The organism is Pseudomonas sp. P105 (assembly GCF_032614175.1).
Lineage (GTDB): Bacteria > Pseudomonadota > Gammaproteobacteria > Pseudomonadales > Pseudomonadaceae > Aquipseudomonas > Aquipseudomonas rhizophila.
This window is the reverse complement of sequence record NZ_CP126693.1, coordinates 2,511,084-2,529,472: the sequence shown is the minus strand read 5'-3', so window position 1 is coordinate 2,529,472 and position 18,389 is coordinate 2,511,084. Positions and strand designations below refer to the sequence as shown.

Genomic DNA, 18,389 nt, shown 5'->3' with positions numbered 1-18,389 from the left:
GCCCCACAGCGCTGGCCGCGATTTGAAGAAATGCTCCACACCACCCCCTGAATTCAAAGTACCGCTCAATTGCTTGCAGTCGATGTCGTGGCGTGCCGCGCCAGCCAGGTGTGCAGCAGCGCGAAATTCAAGGAGAACTCCGGCATTTGCAGCAAGGCACCGCAGAACACTTCACCGATTATTTTCTGGATGAGCCTCACCGCCCGCGCATCGCCCAACAGCGTGGCGAGGTCTTTGCTCAAAACGTCGAAGCGCCAGACCTTCTGGTTCAGGTCCAGGCCGACGAACCAACGGAACAGCAGGTTGTAATTGAGTTGTTCGTAGAGTTGCTGCTCGCTGGGCACCGAATAGAGCAGTTGCAGTAAAAGGATGTGCATGACGGTCTGCGGTGCGATCAGCATCTCAGCGCTTGCGGTGAGGCCTTGCAGCACGTCGCGGTGGTCGTCCAGCAGGTCGTCGATTTGCGGACGCAGCAACACCAGTGAATGGCCTTGCGGGATGTAGCTGGACACTTCCTTGAGTGCGCCCTGCCAGTCATCCTGGGAAACGATCCAGACCCACGGTGCGCCGTAGCGATACACCGAGACCGGCTGCTTGCGCGCCGCCTCGACGATCTTCGACAACCGCTGGTCAAGCTCCTGCATGCCCACTTTCGAATAACGTTCCATAGTTCCCATCGCCTCACTCCCGGCTGCCTGCCCCGGTTCCAAACGACCTTGCAGGTCCCCTCGAACACGTCACACAGGCTTGACGGGAATGGCGATGTGCTACCGAACTTTTGTCATGAAAGCTTCATTTGGATGGACGTCGATGGGAACTTGAGCGCGGCTCCCGTGGCGAGGGAGCTTGCTCCCGCTGGGCTGCGCAGCGGCCCCAAAAAGGCTGCTGGGGAGTATCTGACACACCGCGGTGATTGGCTTGGGGCTGCTGCGCAGCCCAGCGGGAGCAAGCTCCCTCGCCACGGGTACTGGGTGTCCAGCAACCCTGTGGGAGCGAGCCTGCTCGCGATGCCGGCGACTCGGTGCCAGCCGATCGCTACAAGCTCAACCGCCCCCGCTCTTCCTCGGTCAAGCGCTGCCGGGTCTGTTCATCCAGGGGGCCGGCTCCCAGCACTTGCACCGGGCTGGCCGGGTCGTAGGCCCGTGGCGTGTCGCGGCTGGCACCGTCGCGGGACGGGGCCAGTTGCTCGGAGCCGAAGCTCACCACCTGCACGGTGAACACCGACGCCTGGTTTTGTCGCGCCGCGTTCTGCTGCTGGCGCGCCACGTCTTCCGCCGCTTGTGTCGCCGAGGACGCCGCCGAACTGGCCGAGGTGATGGCCCCGGTGTTAACCGTGGCCGCCAGTGGCACACCGGAGGATTTGCCCTGGGTCTGGATGTTGGCCGCGTTCACCACGGTCAATGCCGCGATGTTGACGTTGCCCGACACCCGGATCCCCGCCTCGCCCGCATCGATGGTGCCCAAGGGCGCGATCAGGTCGATGTCGCCCGGCGCCACTTCGGCAATCGGGTTGAGCGTGGCGATACCGGCGCCGGTGCTTGGCACCGACGGCGACAACGTCACGTTACCCCAGGTGTCATACAAGCGCTTGGGCGGCGTGTAGACCACGGTGGTCTTCGAACCGCGACCGGCGTTGATATCGCCCTGGGCCGACCAGCCGAGAATCGAACCGCCGAAAGTGGTCATGATCCGGCTCTGCCCCAGCAGGATGCTGTTCTGCGCATACAACTGGATATCGCCCTCGCCCTGGGTGATGACCCCGGCGGTGGACGGCGGTGCGTTGCCTTCGATGCCGAACGTCTGCCCGCCGCCCGGCGTGAGCATCTGGATGCCACCGCCGAAATCGGTGTGCACACCCGCCCCGCCGAACATCGTGATATCGCCCTTGTAGGTGATCGCATTGCCCGCCACGTCCTTGTCTGGGAACAACAATGCAATAGCCTCCCGGCCCCGCAAGTAACTGCCCTCGCGAACGCCACCGGCTTCGTTGTACTCACGGCCACCGGCCTTGAGCTCGGCGAAGTACACATCGCGGGCAAACACCCGCTGCTGCTCGGCCGGCAGCGCCGCGAAGTAGTTGCGGGCCTGCTCGGTGTCGCCGCTGAAGCCGAAGCGTTCCTTGAGCCAATCCACCAGTTCCGCCTCGTAGGTCTTGGCGACTTTACCGTCCTGGTTCGCCAGGGGCACACCGGCCAAAGCCTGGTTGGCCGGGTCCAGGTACGCCTTGACGAAGCGCTGGTAATCCGCGCCGTTGAGGCCCGCGCCGGCTTGCAGCACCAGGCTCGCGCCAGGGCGCGAATCCCCCGGCACCACGGCGCCGATACTGTTGATGCTGACCTTGTCGTCCATCAGCAGATTGCGCCCGGCGGTGATCTCCAGCAGGCCGGGGCCGGCGACGTTGAAGGCACTGTAGAGGATGTCGCGCCCGGCCGAGACGATGGAGATGTCGGTGGGGTTGTTGTGGATGAAGAGGTTGCCGTTGCTGGTGTAGTTACCCGCGTAGGGGTTCTCATTCAGAGACCCGCCCAGCGGTATGCCGCTGCTGACAATGTCTCGCCCAGCCATCATCCGTACAGGCCCGGCGCCTTCGTATGCGATTCGCCCCGGCCATCTGCCTGTAGAGGCTGATGTCATCGACCGTCCAGTGGTGACTGCCAGCAAGTCACCTTCAAGCGCATAGAAGCGAGCAGGATCGACATTGAGAGCCCACTCACTGGAGGCGCTGCTGGTGTCGAAGGCAAGCAGCGGCAATATGTTCGCATCAGGACGTGCGAAATTGCCGTCGGCTGAAAGGTTGCTGGCCTTTATGACGAAACCATCGACGATACCGACAAAGGCTGGCCGTAACGGTGTGGCCAGGGCCACGGAGGCAGCACCGGAGCGACTGACCGACATGTCGCCGCCGTAGATGGAGTCGCCGGCCATGAATTGCAACTCACTGTTGATGCCGGGAGCGAGCAGCAGGGCTGGGCGATTGTTGCCGTTGTAGGCTGTTCCATACAATGCCGAGGACTCCCCATAGTAAAGGCTGCCACTGGCCGCCACAGCTCTCAGGATCGATGGGTAGACCACCGCCAAATCCGTTGCGGTACTGAAGGTGAAAGGTGTCAGGTTACCTCCCGACGACCACAAGTCGATCGCGGTATTGGCCGTCCACAGCGTGAACCAGCTCACACCCGATCCGTTAGTCGCACCATTTTTGAAGGGCGACACACTCATCATCGGCGCCCGGCCCGGGTCGGCGACGTCCATCACGACAAGGTCGCCCAAAGTTGTCAAATCAAAGGTAGCGTCGCCCGGCATGAGGGTCAGCCCACCCGTTGCAGATCCTCGTGTGGACTTAAAGGAATCGTAGGCCCGCGTTTCTCCAGGGGACTGTGCTGAGACAGCATTGCCATATTGAAGGTCGATTCGACCGATGGCGCCGCTATCGATCTGCGCGTGCCCCCGCAGGTTGATGACCGCGCCGTTGAGATGTCCGTTCACGAACAGGCTCTCGGGATTCAAAGCGCCACCCACTCGCAGATTGAGATCACCGCCACCGGTCAGTTGCAGGCTGCCATCGGCGCCTACGCGCCCGGTGCTGCCCACAGCCAGCAGCAGCCCCTGGCTACGAGCGTTGATGTTTGAATTGAAGTCGCTACCGGCGAGTCGGTTCAACACGCCCGCGTCACCCTTCACCTGTACATCCAGATCACCGCCGCCCAAGGTCCCGAATCCGGTGAAAGCGGCCATTTGATCAGCGCCACCCGACACCGTCGACGCGGTATAGCTACCGAAGTTGATCCACCAAGCGGTCGGCTGGCTGTTCGCTGAATCACCATTGCCCTGGCGCCAAAGCCAATTGCCCACATTGGCCGAATCCTGGCCCATGTCGGTAGGGTTCGGTCGCCCGTTAGAGTTGACAGGCGCGGTCAGATTACCACTGAGGTCACCGCCGACCTTAAGCAACAGGTTACCGCCCGCGTCCGGATACCAGGCGCGATAGAGACTTTCAGTGCCGCCATCGACCAGCCTTTCATTGTTGCCATCCTCGTCGTTGAGCACCGTGTCGTTGCCGCCCAAGGCCTTGGGCTGGTTGTAGGGATCGCCTGGGAACGTCGGCGCCGACGAGGTGCCGGCGGTATAGATCCCGAACAACGAATCCATGCGCAGGCTGCCACCGCTCAGCAGTTCCAGGTCGCCGGTGCCGGTACGGAGGACACTTGGACGGACACTGCCGGCAACCGGATTGTATTCCCCGTCAGCGGGTGTACAAATTTCCGGTACTGCGTCGCAAAACGACTGGACTGAATCGAATTTGAAAAATTGCGCCGCGGCCTGGCTGATCAGCTCACCGGCCTTGACCTCGAAGCCTGAATTTGCCAGCTGTTCCTCTGCTGACTTGGTCCATTTGTAAGAAGCCTGGAGCGTGCAATTGCCACCAAAATCAGCACAAAAAGCTTCGGCCGATTCGTAACCGAAAATATCGCGAAAGATGGTTTCGTCGACAGGCTGGCCCAGTTCGACCGTGATCCCGTTGTTCAACATGTCCTCTACGCCCGCCTCGGTCCATAGGAGGCTGCCCTTTCCGGGTACGAGCACACCGAACATGCCGTAGTGGCTGTCGGCGAGACGCAAGTCGCCATGGACCGGTTCAGGCTGGACGATCCGGCTGTCCGCAGCCGTCGTGTCGGCCCCGGCCACCAATCTCAACGACCAGGATTGAGAACCCTCGGCGAGCATGGGGGCGATGGCCCACATGCGGCCATCGCTGCCCGCAATCTCTGGACGCAACTGCACCGATTCGACGCCATCCGGTAACTTCACGTCGGTGCCGGACGGAAGCAGCGAACCGCGGTTCAAGACCAGGCTGCCTTCGAGCTTGAGGATATTGGTCTGCGCATTGCCCGCGTTTGCCACGTTCGGCAGCGCAACGCCCTTGGGCCAGGTGAAGCCACGCAGTGCGGTGGCGCCGCTCAACACGCTGCCGGCACCCAACTGCGAGCCAGCCTGCAGGGTCTGGGCCTGGCTCAGCAAGGTACCTGCGGCAAACAACAGGTTGCCGGACGCATCGTGCACCGCAGCTGCCAACACCATGCCGGCCGGCAGTTGCAACGGTTGGTCAAGGACTGCGGCCACTGGCAGTCGAGTACCCGCCGCCAGGGTCACGCCCTTGATCGGCAAGTCGTAGTTCAAGGTGGTTCCCGCCGGGAACGCCGTGCCGTCGGCCAGGGTCACGCCGGCACCGGGCACAACGATGTCGCCACCGGTGAAGTCGATGCCAGGCAGCAGCACCCAGCCTTTGTCGTCTTGGGTAGGGGGCGGTGGAGCAAATCCGTCGTTGATGCTGCCGTAGATGCTCAGGTCGCCACCGGCGCGCAGGGTCAGCGCACCGGCCTCGCCGGAACCGTACACGTCGGTTTTCTGCGTGTGCGGGTTCACACTGGCGTAGCGATAACCGGACAAGTCCAAGTCGCCCTGCACCACCAGATCACCGTCGGCGGTGGCGCTGACGATCTCCACACCGGGCCGCAGGTGAAAGGCATCGGCATAACGAGCGTTATTGAGCCCGGCGAGCTTGCGTTGCATCAGGTCGCTGTTGTTCAGCGCCGCCTTGATGAAGGCAGTGCTGTCCCTATCTTTGCCATCCAGGTACGCCTGGTCGATCACCTGATAAGGACGACCGCTGGCCGCCGGATCGCTGCCAAAGGTTGCATCGTTGTACTGCCACATACCGTTGACCGCGATGGACCGGGCGCCCTGGATATCCAGACCACCGCGTGCATCAATGGCAATGTCGCCCTGGGTCGGATCCGAGCCGGCACGGCGTGCATTGAGTTCCAACGTGCCACGGACACGACCGTCGTGCTGCCCGGCAGGCGCCGCAGTGCCATGGCGCAAATCGATGCGAGCACCGTCGGCCAGCGTCAGCACACCGGCGCGGGAAGTCAGGTCGACGATGGCGCGGTTCGGTGAGTCGATGATCTTGCCGTAACTGTCCACGCGAAGACGGTTACCGTGAGCGTCAAGCACCGCATTACTGCCCAGGGTCAGGGAACGCCCGGCCGCGAGCCGGATGCTGCCGACCCGCTCACCACTAGCGTCCACCTTACCGTTGACCAACAGGCTGCCATTGTCCAAGGAAACGCTAATGGACGAGGCTTTGAGTTCATTGCCGATCACCAGGTCGCCTTGCTTGAGCTGGAAGCTGCGAGAGCCGAATACCTGCCCGTCGTTCAACCGTTGGTTCAACGCCGCGAACTGTTCACTGAGGTTGCCGCTGCCGCCCAGGCGCTGGGCCTGAATCTCCACGCCGCCGGCCAGGTACGGCATGGCGGTGCCACCGGCGTCATATTCGCCTGTGCTGCTGCCGAGAATCCGCCCCTGCAAATCAACGATCCCGGCCGCCTCGTCCAGAGCCACCGCACTGAGCCGACCGGCCTGGTTGTTGCGGGCCGAGAGGTCGATGCTTGAACCATCAGCCTGGCGGATGTTGCCGTTGCGGCTTTGCAGGATCACCTCGCCTCCGGCGCTGTAGCGTGTCACATCGTTGAAGGTGACGGTGCGGCCCGCCACGTCGATCAGTGCCCCATCGGCCAGGGTCAGGTCATCCGTTGCGCTCAGGGTCAGCTTGCCGCTGGGCAGCATCACCGCGCTGGCAAGGTTTAGGCTCGCGCCTTTGATGGACAACTCGCCCCCAAGCCCGGAGACAGTGCCCGGCTTAGCGCTTGTACCCGCTACGTTGACCGCGCCGCCTGCGGTGATGCGGTTGACCGAGCCGGCTTCACCGGTCAGCAACGGGGTGAGGATATTCAGGTTGCCGCCGCTGTAGGCGTAGCCCGTTTTCGCGTCATAGGCGCCCTGGCGTTGATACACCGCCAGGCTGCCTTTGTGGTTGGCGGTCAGGCGTTCGCTGGCGCTAAGGTTGACGTTGGCGAAGCCCAGTGCAAGACGGTCCAGGGTAGTGATCGAGCTCGGTTGGGCGAAATCGCCATAGCCGAATTCGATGCGCTGAGCCTGGATGTCCAGGCGACCGGCACCGGTGCCGGCCCCACCGGCAATCACCGAACCCGGCGCGCCAACGGCGCCGTTCCAGATCAGGTTGGCGGTGCGGATGGTCGCCACGTCGTTGACGCTGCCGGCGCCATAAATGGCCGGGGTGCTGAGCATCAGGTTATTCAGGCGCGACTTGCCTGTTGTCGGGTCATAGGTGTCCAGGCTGACGGTGCCGTAGAAATTCAGCGCCTGACTGGCCGACAGTTCGAGGGTTTCCAGGGCCGGAGCACCGTATTCGGTGTCCCCGCGCAACAGGCGATCGAGCACGGTCTGGCTCAGGGTCAGACCGGCTGGCAGGACCTGGCGCGTCGCCGCGTTGCTCAGGGCCTGGGCGGTACCGACGTTGATGTTACTCAGGGCCAGGGTCAGGTGACGGGTGCCGTAACGCACCTGGTCGCCCAACTCCAGGCTGCTGCCGGAGGCAGCAACGATGCTGCCTTCGGAGTGGATCCGGGTCACGCCGCTGCACGGCGTCAGGCTACATCCGCCAATGTTGACCGTGCCGCTGGTGCCTGACACAGGGGCCAATACATTGAGCAAGCCATTGGAGGCGGCCAGCAAGCTGTAGTTTTGGAACGTCACATTGAGGTTATAGATAAAACCATCACGGGCATCATAAGCGGCCTTGCCCCGTCCAATGGTGTTGATGGCGGCGCCTTGTTCCACCAAGAGCTCGCCGCCGTCGGCCAGGAGGAATACCTCAGGCGCCGACAGGGTCGCACCTTCACGCAGCGCGACACTGCGGGACACGCGTTGCGGCGTGATGTAGTTACCGCCCTGGCCATAGAGCACTGAAAACTGGCCGCCGATCACTTGGCGTGAGGCATTTAGAGCATTGAGGCTTTCGGCATTGAGGGTCACACCTTCGAAGCCAGCCGTAGCCCCCCGTCCTTCGGCGACCACTTCGAGCGCAGTGCCATTGCTGGCAACCACCGCGACGGTGCCGCCGAACCCCCCGGTCTGAGGCGCGAACTTGCCGATCCCCTTGAAAGAGAAGGCCTGATCTGCGGCGCCCTTGGCCAGGTTCAACTTCAACGTCTTGGCATCTACCGGCAACAAAGCCCTGGGAACGCCCAAACGCGCGGCGTCGGCCACGGCGAACTGGGCGTAGCTGGTTTCGTTGTATTGCGAGTAGCGACGCAGCACATCGCCCGAGGTCAGGATGACTTGGCTGGACAAACTGTTGCGCTGCCCGGTATTGGCCACCGACAGCACGCCGGCAGTGGTCCAGGAACCGTTGCGCATCTGTTGCGCGCCCGTTGTGACACCTTGCCCCGCCAAGCCATTGACCTCGACTCGGAACGCCCCCGGCAACAAGGCGTAGGTGGATGGCATCAGGGTGTAGGTGCCGGCAACCAGCCCGGGCACACCGGCACCGATGGTGATCTGCTGACCTACCCTCGGATCGACCGCGCCACCTTCGGCGGCGACCGGCGCGTATTGGCTCTGATTGCCCGGCACGATGGCGTAGACCGGGTTGCTGGACAATCCCGGCAAGGTGAAACCGCCGTTCGCACCGATTTGTACCAGCGGGTTGAAGCGAGCATCGGTGGAACCGCCTCGGCCAGAGATAAAACCGGCGCCGAGCAATTCACCACCACCCGAAAGATCGAGCACCGAGCCTTCCTGGCCCTCCACAGACTTGCCGCCGAGAATCACGCCGATGTTGAGGTCGCCGTTGTTGGAGGGCACCGCTCCTTGCCCTAGCAACACAACCTTCTTTCCAGCGTACTGATAGCTCTGCCCATCGACAGTGCCACCATAAGGCAGCACCAACCCCAGGCCGCTGACCGAGGTCAGGCTGCCCGGCAACAAGTCTACTCGAGCCGATACACCCGCCAAGCTGTTGTTTGTACCGATTTCAAGCAACCCCAAAGGTGCACGGACAACACCACCTTGTTCGATCTTGGCGCTACCCAGTTGCAAGCGACCGAACACCGAATAAGGCACTTGAGGTGCTACCTGTGTGGTGCGTCCGATGACCAGGCTACGCGCCGGATCATAGAGAATCATGCCGCTACCGGGTTCAGTGCCCCAGCCATATCCTGCCAATATCCGTGCGCCGACCCCGGTCGCGGGATACAACTGCGCCGCTTGCAAGATCATGTCCGAAGGGGTCAGCAATTGGGTAGTGAAGCCTTCAGGCATACCGCCGCCAGAGAACCCGGCCAGGAATCGTAAATCACCCCGACTGCTTAGCTGGACCCGGTCGAAACCGGCGCGCTCCAGCTCGACGGTAGTACCGTCGGCCTGCCTCAGCGTGCCTTTGCCGCTAAATATCACACTACCCTGTACATCCAGCAGGTCTGCGTTAACGGAAAACACTGTCTTGTTTGCCAACAGCGACACACCGCCGCCCTCGACTGCGGGCCGAGTATACCCGTCCATATTCGGTCGCGCGGCCGCAGGCCCGGACAGCAGCACATGGGAGGCATTGAGTTGGACCCGGGTATTGGCTGGCGCATTTGCACTCGGCCCAAAGCTGCGGGCATACAGACTCAGGCTTTGGCCGAGAGACAGTGACACGTCGCCATCGGCGCTCAACAGGCCATTGCTCAACAAGGCAAGGCTGTGGAAGCCGCCCGACTGCACCTGATCCACGCCTAAGCGACCGTGACCGTAGACCAGTGAATCCGCCGAGGTTTCGGCTGAGTCGCCCAGTAGGGTCGCCTGGGCGTTTTGCCCCAGCACCAGCTCACGCACTTGCAAGACCCGATCACTGACCGCATCGTTGCGGTAATAGGGCGTTTCCAGGGCTACTGACAAACTGCCGCCTGCCGCCCCTGCGCCACCCGAACGAGCGCTGAAGTCGCCGTCCAGGTACAAACCATTGGCCGATGCCAGGGAAATACTGCCTCCATTACTCGCCACCGACGTGCGTCCCTGGCCGGGGATATCCAGCACCGCCTGGCTGCCATCCGCTTGCAGACGTGCGCCGTCACGCACCACCACAAACAGTTCGGATGCGGAAGCAGAACCTTTCGCGGCATCGATCTGGCCGCCGATGACAATCTGGCCGCCGTCGCGCACCAGGCCGTAGGTCTGGCCGCGCATATCCTGGGCAGTCACGGCGCGACTGGAGACGTCGATCAGCGCCTGTTCGCCGAGCCAAATGGAACGACCGTGGCCCTGGGCATTGACCCCTTCGCCGTCCGCACCCGTGACGCTCAACTCGGTGAGACTGACCCGCCCACCCCACGCATTAAGGGTGCCGTTGGCAGTCAGTTGACCAATGCTGCGCACATCGATGCCCTGCCCCGGATCGACGCTGATCACGCTACCCTTGCCCAGGTTCAACACCGTGCTCGCCATGTCGGCGGCGCTGGAGTTCGCGGTACCGGCAGTGAGGCTCAGGCTCGCGCCGCGACGCTGGGTGAGGACGCCTTTGATCGCATCTTCCTGGTACAGCTGCGGCGTCCAGCGCTGCAAAGCGTCCGCCGGCTCTGCGCCACTGCCCGTACTCAACGCCTGCTCGCCGAAACGGTACACCGGCATCGTCACATCGACCCGGGTCCCGTCGGCCACCGTCAGGCCTTCGTTGCCGGTGATGTCATAGGCCGAGAAGCCCTTGTCGAAGAAATCGCCGCCCAGTTGCAGGGTGCCGGGCTCGAGGGGCGCGCTGCTGTTGCCGATCAGCACTTTATTGGCCGCCAGCTTCAGGGTCCCGCCACCGCTCACCCCGGTGCCGCGCAGTTCACCGTCCAGGTTCAAGTCACCGCTGCTTGACGACGTATTGATAGCCGCCGTCAGGGTCAGGTCCCCGCCCTTAGCGCCGCGGGTCTTGCCATCGGCCATGACCGCGGCGCCGGAGCTGACGTCGATCAGGCTGCCCTGGCGTACATCGATATTGTCGCTGCGCACGACCACGGCACCGCCGTTGATAAACGGCAGGTTCTGACGGTCGTTGCCGTCAAGCAACAGATTGCTCCAGCGGCCAGCGGCGTTCAACGTCACGCCCTCGCCCAATGTGACCTCGGCACGCTGACCGGTGGCAGGCGAAAGCACGACATCGCCCATCTGGAAATTATCGGTTCTGATCTGTTTAAGCACGTTACCCAAGGCAATGCGACCGCTGCGGGCCGTCAGGTTGGCGTTCACTTCCACCTTCGGCGCATAAAGCGTGATGTCGCCGCCGTCGGCCATCTTGAGCGCACCATCGACCTTGATGCCGTCAAGCGCCGCCACCTTGACCGCACCGAGCTGGAACCCATTGATCAGTTCGTTATCCAGCACCAGCTTGCCTTGCCGATCAGTGCCAACCACCGAGGTCAGGTCCAGCCCCGCAGCAATTTTCTCGGTCACCTTGCCGACGGTGACCTGATCAAGCGTGGGGTTCAAGGCGCTGTTGATCACACCGCTGGTCTTGTCATAGATCGGCGTGTAGCTGCCCACCCACAATTGCGCCCGTCGGGCCACGGCGTTTTGCGATTGCTGGTAGCCGTCGAGATTGAGATTGGGGGCCTGGGTCTGGCGTTCGCCCTGGTAGACCTCACCAACGATCTGGCCTTCCAGCACCGCGTTGCGGGTCGACACCACCAGCTTGCCGGCATCGCGGCCAACGGTGTAGCCGGCTTCGAAGCGCTCGCGCGGGGCGATCAACGGGTTGTAGTAGTAATCAGTCTGGCCCCAACGCTGGCTGTGGTCTTCGTAGCCCTTGTAAATCCCGGTGTAGAGGATGTCCCCCGGCGCCTTGGACAAGTCATACAAACGCCCATTGGGGCCCTTGAGCCAGGACTGGCGCAAGTAGCCGCTCTGCACATCCAGGGTGCCGCCAGACAGGTTCAGTTGCGCCGTCTGCTGAGTCACCACGTCGTTGCCGGTGAACGTCAGGGTGCCACCTTGAGCAGCCCATTCACCGGCGCTGTGGCCTCGGGTCCCCAAATAACCGCCGACTTCCAACAGCCCACCCGCCGTGTACCAGCGATCAGTGGCATAACCGTTGGTGCCCGCCGGCACGTAGATCAAATCACGCACGTCCACCCAGACATCGTTGTTGGTCAGCTTGCCGCCCCCGCGGTTGACCGGTGCGTCACGCTGTTCGTTGCCCTGCACGTTGACCTTGATGGAATTGGATTCCATTGCCACCTTGACGCCGATGGCGCCGGACACGTCGATCACCGCACCATCGCGCACCAGACTGCGACCGGCGGCGCTGACCGCGACCTGACCGCCGGTGGCCAGGGTGATGGAGCCGTTCTGGAAGTCGACGCTGCCGCCACTGACGATCTCGACCCGCGACTGGTCGGTGCGGTCGACCACACTGCTGAGGTTGTTGAACCGACCGGTGATCAGGTTGTTCGGCGTACCGTCCAGGCCGGCGGGTCCGGCATCGCGCTGGCTGTCCAGGGCGCTGCCGCCCGCGGCGTCAAGCAGCACCGCCGTGGCACTGCCCTGCCCCAGGGTGACGCTGCCGGTGCTGTCGCTGAAGGCGTTGAGCAGGTGCACGGTGCCGCGGGTGTCCACCGAACTGCTGGCCACGGCCACGCCGTTCTGCTGCACATTGTGCCCGGTAAGGGTGATGTCGCCGGTGCTGGCCTGGATCAGGCCGCTGTTGATCACCGTGCCGGCGCTGCTGCCCGGCTTGAGGGACGTCGCGACCTCGTTGCCACGGGTGGTGGAACGCGGGTTGCCGCTGGTGCCCTGACCCCGGCGAATATAAAAACTGTCGCCCGCTGCCAGGGTGGTCTGGCCCTTGGCGGTGATGATGGAACCGGCGTTCTCCACTTCGCTACCCAGCAGCAAGGCATAGCCGCCCCCGGCGGTGGAGGTGGCGGCGCGGTGGGTCTCGATCCGCGCACCGCGCTGCACTTCGATCTTGCCGGCGGCGTCAGTGAAGGTCGGCTGGGTGCCAGTGGCATCGACGTACAAGCCGCGCTTGTCGAATTGCTCATCGCTGATGTTGGCCGCCACCGCCGCCAGGTTGCGCACGTTGACCTGGCTGCTGCCGCTGAAAATGATGCCGTTGCGGTTGACCAGCATAACCGTGCCATTGCCCTTGATCTGGCCCTGGATCTGGCTCGGTCGCGCCTGGGGATCGTTGACCCGGTTGAGCACGGCCCAGTCCGACTGCTGCTGGAAATCCACCGTGGTGTTGCGGCCGACGTTGAAGGTTTCCCAGTTGAGAATCGCCTTGTCGGCGGTCTGCTCGATCTTCACCGTGGTCCTGCCACCGGCCTGGGTCTGCTGCGGTCCCTTGGCGTTGAGCCAGCCCTGGGTCAGGCTGTTATCGACCTTGAGCCCGCCCTCGCCCAAACCGTCGGGCACGGTCTGCACCTGCCCGAACGCGGCTTGCCGCCCCGCGGCCTGGGCCGCCTGCTGGGCCGCGATGGCGGCCACAGTATTGTTGAGGTTGGTCAACGAACGCTGCAACTGCGCATTGGCCCGTTGCTGTTGCGCTAAGGGTGGCGGCATGCCTGGCTGCGCCGTCGCGGGCCGCCCCGCGCCACCGGCCTGAGACGCGCCCTTGGCGGCAAACCAGGCCGAACTGAATGCCGTCGCCGCGTGGGCATTGCCGGCCACCATCAGCAGGGCAATGGCCTGGGCCAGCGGTTTGAGCCGCAACATCGACAACTCGCCATCGCGACGTGGAGCATACAGGTTCGTCTGGGGTTTGCTGCGCAGCATCCTACTCATCCTTTCGGGTTCGCTTCTTAAGGGTCGCAACGCGGTGGTATCAAGCTGCCAGCGTTGGTTATAGGGGTTAGGCGGTTACAGGGGGACGGGACCGAACGGTTGTCATGAAAATTTCATGTGGCTGTGTTCGTCGCGGCATCAAAGCAAAAAATCAGCAACGGCTTTCGCCGTTGCTGATCGGTGCTGCGTGTCGCTCAGGCGCGGTGTTACAGCGGACGACCGATGCCGTTGCAGACGTTGGTGTTGCCGATGCTTTGAGCGCTGGAAGTGGTCAGGAAGCTGCCACGAATGGCATTTTTCCAGGTCGTTGGCAGCGGCACGAAGCGGTTGGCGGTGATAGCCGCGTCGTTGTTGTTGGCAGCGACAGCGCCGTAGTGACGGGTGAAGAAATCACGTACCTGGGTGCTCTGCGCGGCGTTGGCGTAGCACTGGCTGAAGATCACGTTGGTGAAGCCCAGGATTGGATAGCCGCTGGTTGGGTAAGCCACGACACTTGGGTCGTTCGGGTTGGTGGTAGCGGCGAACACCGGTACCCAGGCATTCGGGTTGGCACGGTTGGCAGCAGCAGGCACGGCAACAGCTGCAATCGCGGCCGACACGTTGGCTGGAGCAGGGGAAACACCGGCGACGCGGGCAACCTTGGTGGCGTCGTCCAGACCTGCCAGAGTAGTTGCCGCGTAATCCGGGCTCATGTAGGTGATACGGCCTTGGGCTGCGTTGAGCGCAGTCATGACGTTCGCACTGCCGGAGGCGAAAACGGCGCCGGCCGGTACGCCACCGCTGTAGCTGTTAGCGAAGTTGGTGGTGATGGCAAAGGTGCCGGTTTCAGCGCACTTGGCGTTCAAGAAGCGAGTGAACAATTCTGTGGTGCCACTGAGGTCGCTGCGGTAAACCACAGTGATCGCACCAGTACGGCCAGAACCGGTGATCTGGCTCCAGTCAGTCAGACGACCAGAGAACACGCCGCACAGCTGGTTGACGCTCAGATCGACGTTGGCAGTGCCGGTCTTGTTGAACGGAATGGCAACCGAAGTGGCGACCGAAGGCGCCTGGATCAATGGACCCCAGGCGGTGCCGTGGTTGGTGACGTAGGCGTCCAACTCAGCCTGGGTGAGCTTCGAATCGCTACCGGCCCAGTGCACGTTCTTCGGTGGGTTGCTAGTGTCACCCGGCTTGATCTTGGTGTAGTCGTTGGTCAGGAAAGCAGACTTGCCGTTACCGCTGCCCACACCGAGGTAAGGGGCGAAGCCGGCAGTCAATACACCGGGGGTCTGGTACAGCGGCTGAGGCAAGGTAGCGCCACCACCGTTGACATCAGCCATGGCGGCCTGAGCGGCGCAGAGGCCGGCGAGGGTCAGGGATACCGCGAGAACGTTGCGCTTAAACATGAAGAATCTCCTTTCATCGTGTTCGTACGTAGGTTGGGTGACGCGTGCTTGCCGTCATGGCGCTCGGTCCTGTGCCGATGGCGATGGGGTGAGGCCATGGGTTAGAAACTCGCAGTTTCCGGTGACAGATAAAGGAAAAAACCTCGGGAGCTGGAGGCTGTTTTTTTGGGTTTTTCCTCGGGTGTTCGAGGGCTCTGGGTTGGGGTTTCAGACGGGTTTTGTGACGGTGCTGCGCAGGGTGGGCGTGGAGATGGCGACGGGTGGTTGTCTGACGATGGAAGATGACAGAACGAGGAACCCGAGTTTGGCGTTGGCGAGGGTCGGGAGGTGTTGCGGCGTTGCAAAAATAAATGCTTGCTCTATGTGGCGAGGCAGCTCTTGTGGCGAGGGAGCTTGCTCCCGCTGGGTTGCGCAGCGACCCCAAAAGGTCGAACGCGATCCGCCTGATACACCGAGGTCGCAGGGTTTGGGGCTGCTGCGCAACCCAGCGGGAGCAAGCTCCCTCGCCACAGGGGCCGTGCTCGCCACAAGGTGGGTATTCACCAGCGGTTTATTGAACCAACTGATTGATCTCGATAATCGGCAACAACACCGCCATGACGATCACCAGCACCACGCCGCCCATGATCACGATCATCAGCGGTTCCAGCAGCGCGGTCATGCCCATGGCCCGGCGTTCGATGTCGCGCGACAGGGTTTGCGCGGCGCGTTCGAGCATCGGCGGCAGGCAGCCGGTTTTTTCGCCGCTGGCGATCAGGTGGATCAGCACCGGCGGGAAGACTTTTTCCACCCGCAACGCCGCCGCCAGGTTGACCCCTTCGCGGACCTTGGCCGTGGCATCGCTGACGCTCAGGCTCAGGCGATCATTGGAGAGCGTCTGGCGCGCCGCCTCCAGGGCTCGCAGCAAGGGCACCCCGGCGCCGCCGAGAATCGCCAGGGTCGAGGCAAAACGCGCGGTGTTGAGGCCCAGCACGAAACGCCCGATCAGCGGCAGGCGCAGGATGCGACTGTGCCAGTTCAACCGCGCCTGCGGGTTGCGCAAATACAGCCGCCAACCCCAGAACCCACCGGCCAGCATGCCAAAACACAACCAGCCCCAGGCGCGGATGAAATCGCTGGCGGTCAGCATCGCCACGGTCAACCCGGGCAGGTCCTGACGGGCCTGGGAGAACGCGCTGACCACCTGCGGCACCACGTAGCTGAGCAGGAAAATCACGATGGCAATCGACACCAGCCCCACCACGCCCGGATAGATGAACGCCGTAAGGATCTTGCCCCGCAGGTTGTTGCGCTCCTCGATGTAGTCCGCCAGCCGCTCCATCACCTGGGCGAGGTCGCCGGACTCTTCACCGGCGGCGATCAGTGCCCGGTAGATGTCCGGAAAGTCCCGGGGTCGCGCCGCCAGGGCTTCGGCCAGGCGCATGCCGCTGCGCACATCGGCGCGCACTGCGCTGAGGGTCTGGGCGATGTGTTTGCGCTCAGCCTGTTCCACCGTGGCGCTCAACGCGGCCTCCAATGGCAGGCTGGCTCCCAGCAGGCTCGCCAGTTGCCGGGTGGCCCAGGCCAGGTCGTTGTCCGAGAGTTTGGCGCTGAACAGGCCGCCGCCATGGGCTTGCGTTGTGTTGCGCTCGACCTGCACCTGCAATGCCGTCAGCCCGCGACTGCGCAGCAGGCTGAAGGCGCCACTCTGGCTGTCGGCTTCCAGGTGCCCGACCTCGATCTTGCCGTTGGCGTCGGCGGCTTCATAACGGTAGCGATTCATCAGGCGTCCCGGGTCACGCGCAGGATTTCTTCAGGGGCGGTGGCGCCACTGCGCACCCAGCGCTCACCGTCCTCGCGCATGCTGAACATCCCGGCCTGGCGGGCGGCGGCGCGCAGTGCCTGCTCCCCTGCCCCTTGGTAAATGAGCGTGCGGATATCATCGTCGATGCAGAACAATTCATGGATGCCGGTGCGACCGCTGTAACCGGTCTGATTACAGCTCGGGCAGCCCACCGGGCGCCAGGTGCCGGGGGTTGCCGGGTCAGCTTGTTTGCACTGCGGGCAGAGCCTGCGCACCAGACGCTGGGCGAGCACGCCGAGCATCGACGAGGCCAGCAGGAACGGCTCGACGCCCATGTCGATCAAGCGGTTGATGGCCGACACAGAGTCGTTGGTGTGCAGCGTCGCCAACACCAGGTGACCGGTGAGGGACGCTTGTACGGCAATTTGTGCGGTTTCCAGGTCACGGATTTCGCCGATCATGATGATGTCCGGGTCCTGGCGCAGAATCGCTCGCAGGGCCAGGGCGAAGGTCATGTCGATCTTGGCGTTGACCTGAATCTGGCTGATGCCCGGCAGGTCGTATTCCACCGGATCTTCCACCGTGAGAATGTTGTGTACGCTGGCGTCGAGCCGAGCCAGGGCGGCGTAGAGGCTGGTGGTCTTGCCGCTGCCGGTGGGGCCGGTGACCAGCACGATGCCGTGGGGTTGGCGAATCAGGTGATCGAGTTTGCCCAGTACGTCCGGGTCCATGCCCAGGGTTTCCAGTTGCAGGCGCCCGGCCTGTTTATCCAGCAGGCGCATCACCACTCGTTCGCCATGGCCGGTGGGCACCGTCGAAACCCGGATGTCAATCGGGCGCCCGGCCACACGCAGGGCAATGCGGCCGTCCTGGGGCAGGCGTTTTTCGGCGATGTCGAGCTGGGCCATGATCTTGATCCGCGACACCAGCGCGCCATGCAGGGCCTTGCGTGGCGAAACCACGTCACGCAGGGTGCCGTCGACCCGGTAGCGCACCACCGAATGGCTTTCGTAAGGCTCGATGTGGATGTCGCTGGCCTCATCCCGCGCGGCCTGGGTCAGCAAGGCGTTGATCATGCGGATCACCGGCGCGCCGTCCTGGGTGTCCAGCAGGTCGGTGATCTCGGGAATGTCCTGCATCAGGCGGTCGAGGTCCACCTCGTTCTCTGCCGCGCCCACCACGGCGGCGGCGCTGCCGGTGTCGGCGTAGGCACTGTTGAGCAACCCGTCGAGTTCCTCGTCACGCACCCGCTCCAGCCGCACCTCGCCGAACTGGCGGCGCACTTCACTGATGGACCAGCCTGGCGTGGAGGGACAGACCATCAACACCGCGCCTTCATCCGACTCACGCAGCACCAGGCGCTGGGCCTTGGCCCAGGCGTATGGGAGGGTGTTCATGCTGACACCTCAGACCCAAGAAACACATATGTCCCCTGTGGAAGCGAGCTTGCTCGCGATAGCGGTGGGTCAGTTGCAATGATGTTGAGCGAACTGCCGTCATCGCGAGCAAGCTCGCTCCCACAGTGTCTTGGGGTGGCCTCAGTATTG

The 18,389-nt window shown here is 63.3% G+C and carries 5 protein-coding genes; all 5 read right to left on the bottom strand.

What is annotated here, in order from left to right:
* Nucleotides 1–65 precede the first annotated feature (65 nt).
* Nucleotides 66–668: a transposase gene (locus QOM08_RS11450; RefSeq protein WP_047228943.1), complete on the bottom strand. Its 603-nt coding sequence runs from the start codon at nt 666–668 to the stop codon at nt 66–68.
* A 367-nt stretch (nt 669–1,035) separates the two neighbouring features.
* Entirely contained in the window at nt 1,036–13,662 is a 12,627-nt protein-coding gene (locus QOM08_RS11445) for a filamentous hemagglutinin family protein (RefSeq protein WP_316912972.1), read from the bottom strand.
* A gap of 215 nt (nt 13,663–13,877) precedes the next feature.
* Complete coding sequence (locus QOM08_RS11440; protein WP_139050488.1) at nt 13,878–15,059, bottom strand: substrate-binding domain-containing protein; 1,182 nt, start codon at nt 15,057–15,059, stop codon at nt 13,878–13,880.
* A 550-nt stretch (nt 15,060–15,609) separates the two neighbouring features.
* Nucleotides 15,610–16,821 (bottom strand): type II secretion system inner membrane protein GspF, encoded by a 1,212-nt coding sequence (gene gspF / locus QOM08_RS11435; protein ID WP_316912971.1) that lies wholly within the window; start codon nt 16,819–16,821, stop codon nt 15,610–15,612.
* Nucleotides 16,821–18,239 (bottom strand): type II secretion system ATPase GspE, encoded by a 1,419-nt coding sequence (gene gspE, locus QOM08_RS11430; protein WP_316912970.1) that lies wholly within the window; start codon nt 18,237–18,239, stop codon nt 16,821–16,823. Before gspE ends, gspF begins: the two co-directional genes overlap by 1 nt.
* Nucleotides 18,240–18,389 lie beyond the last annotated feature (150 nt).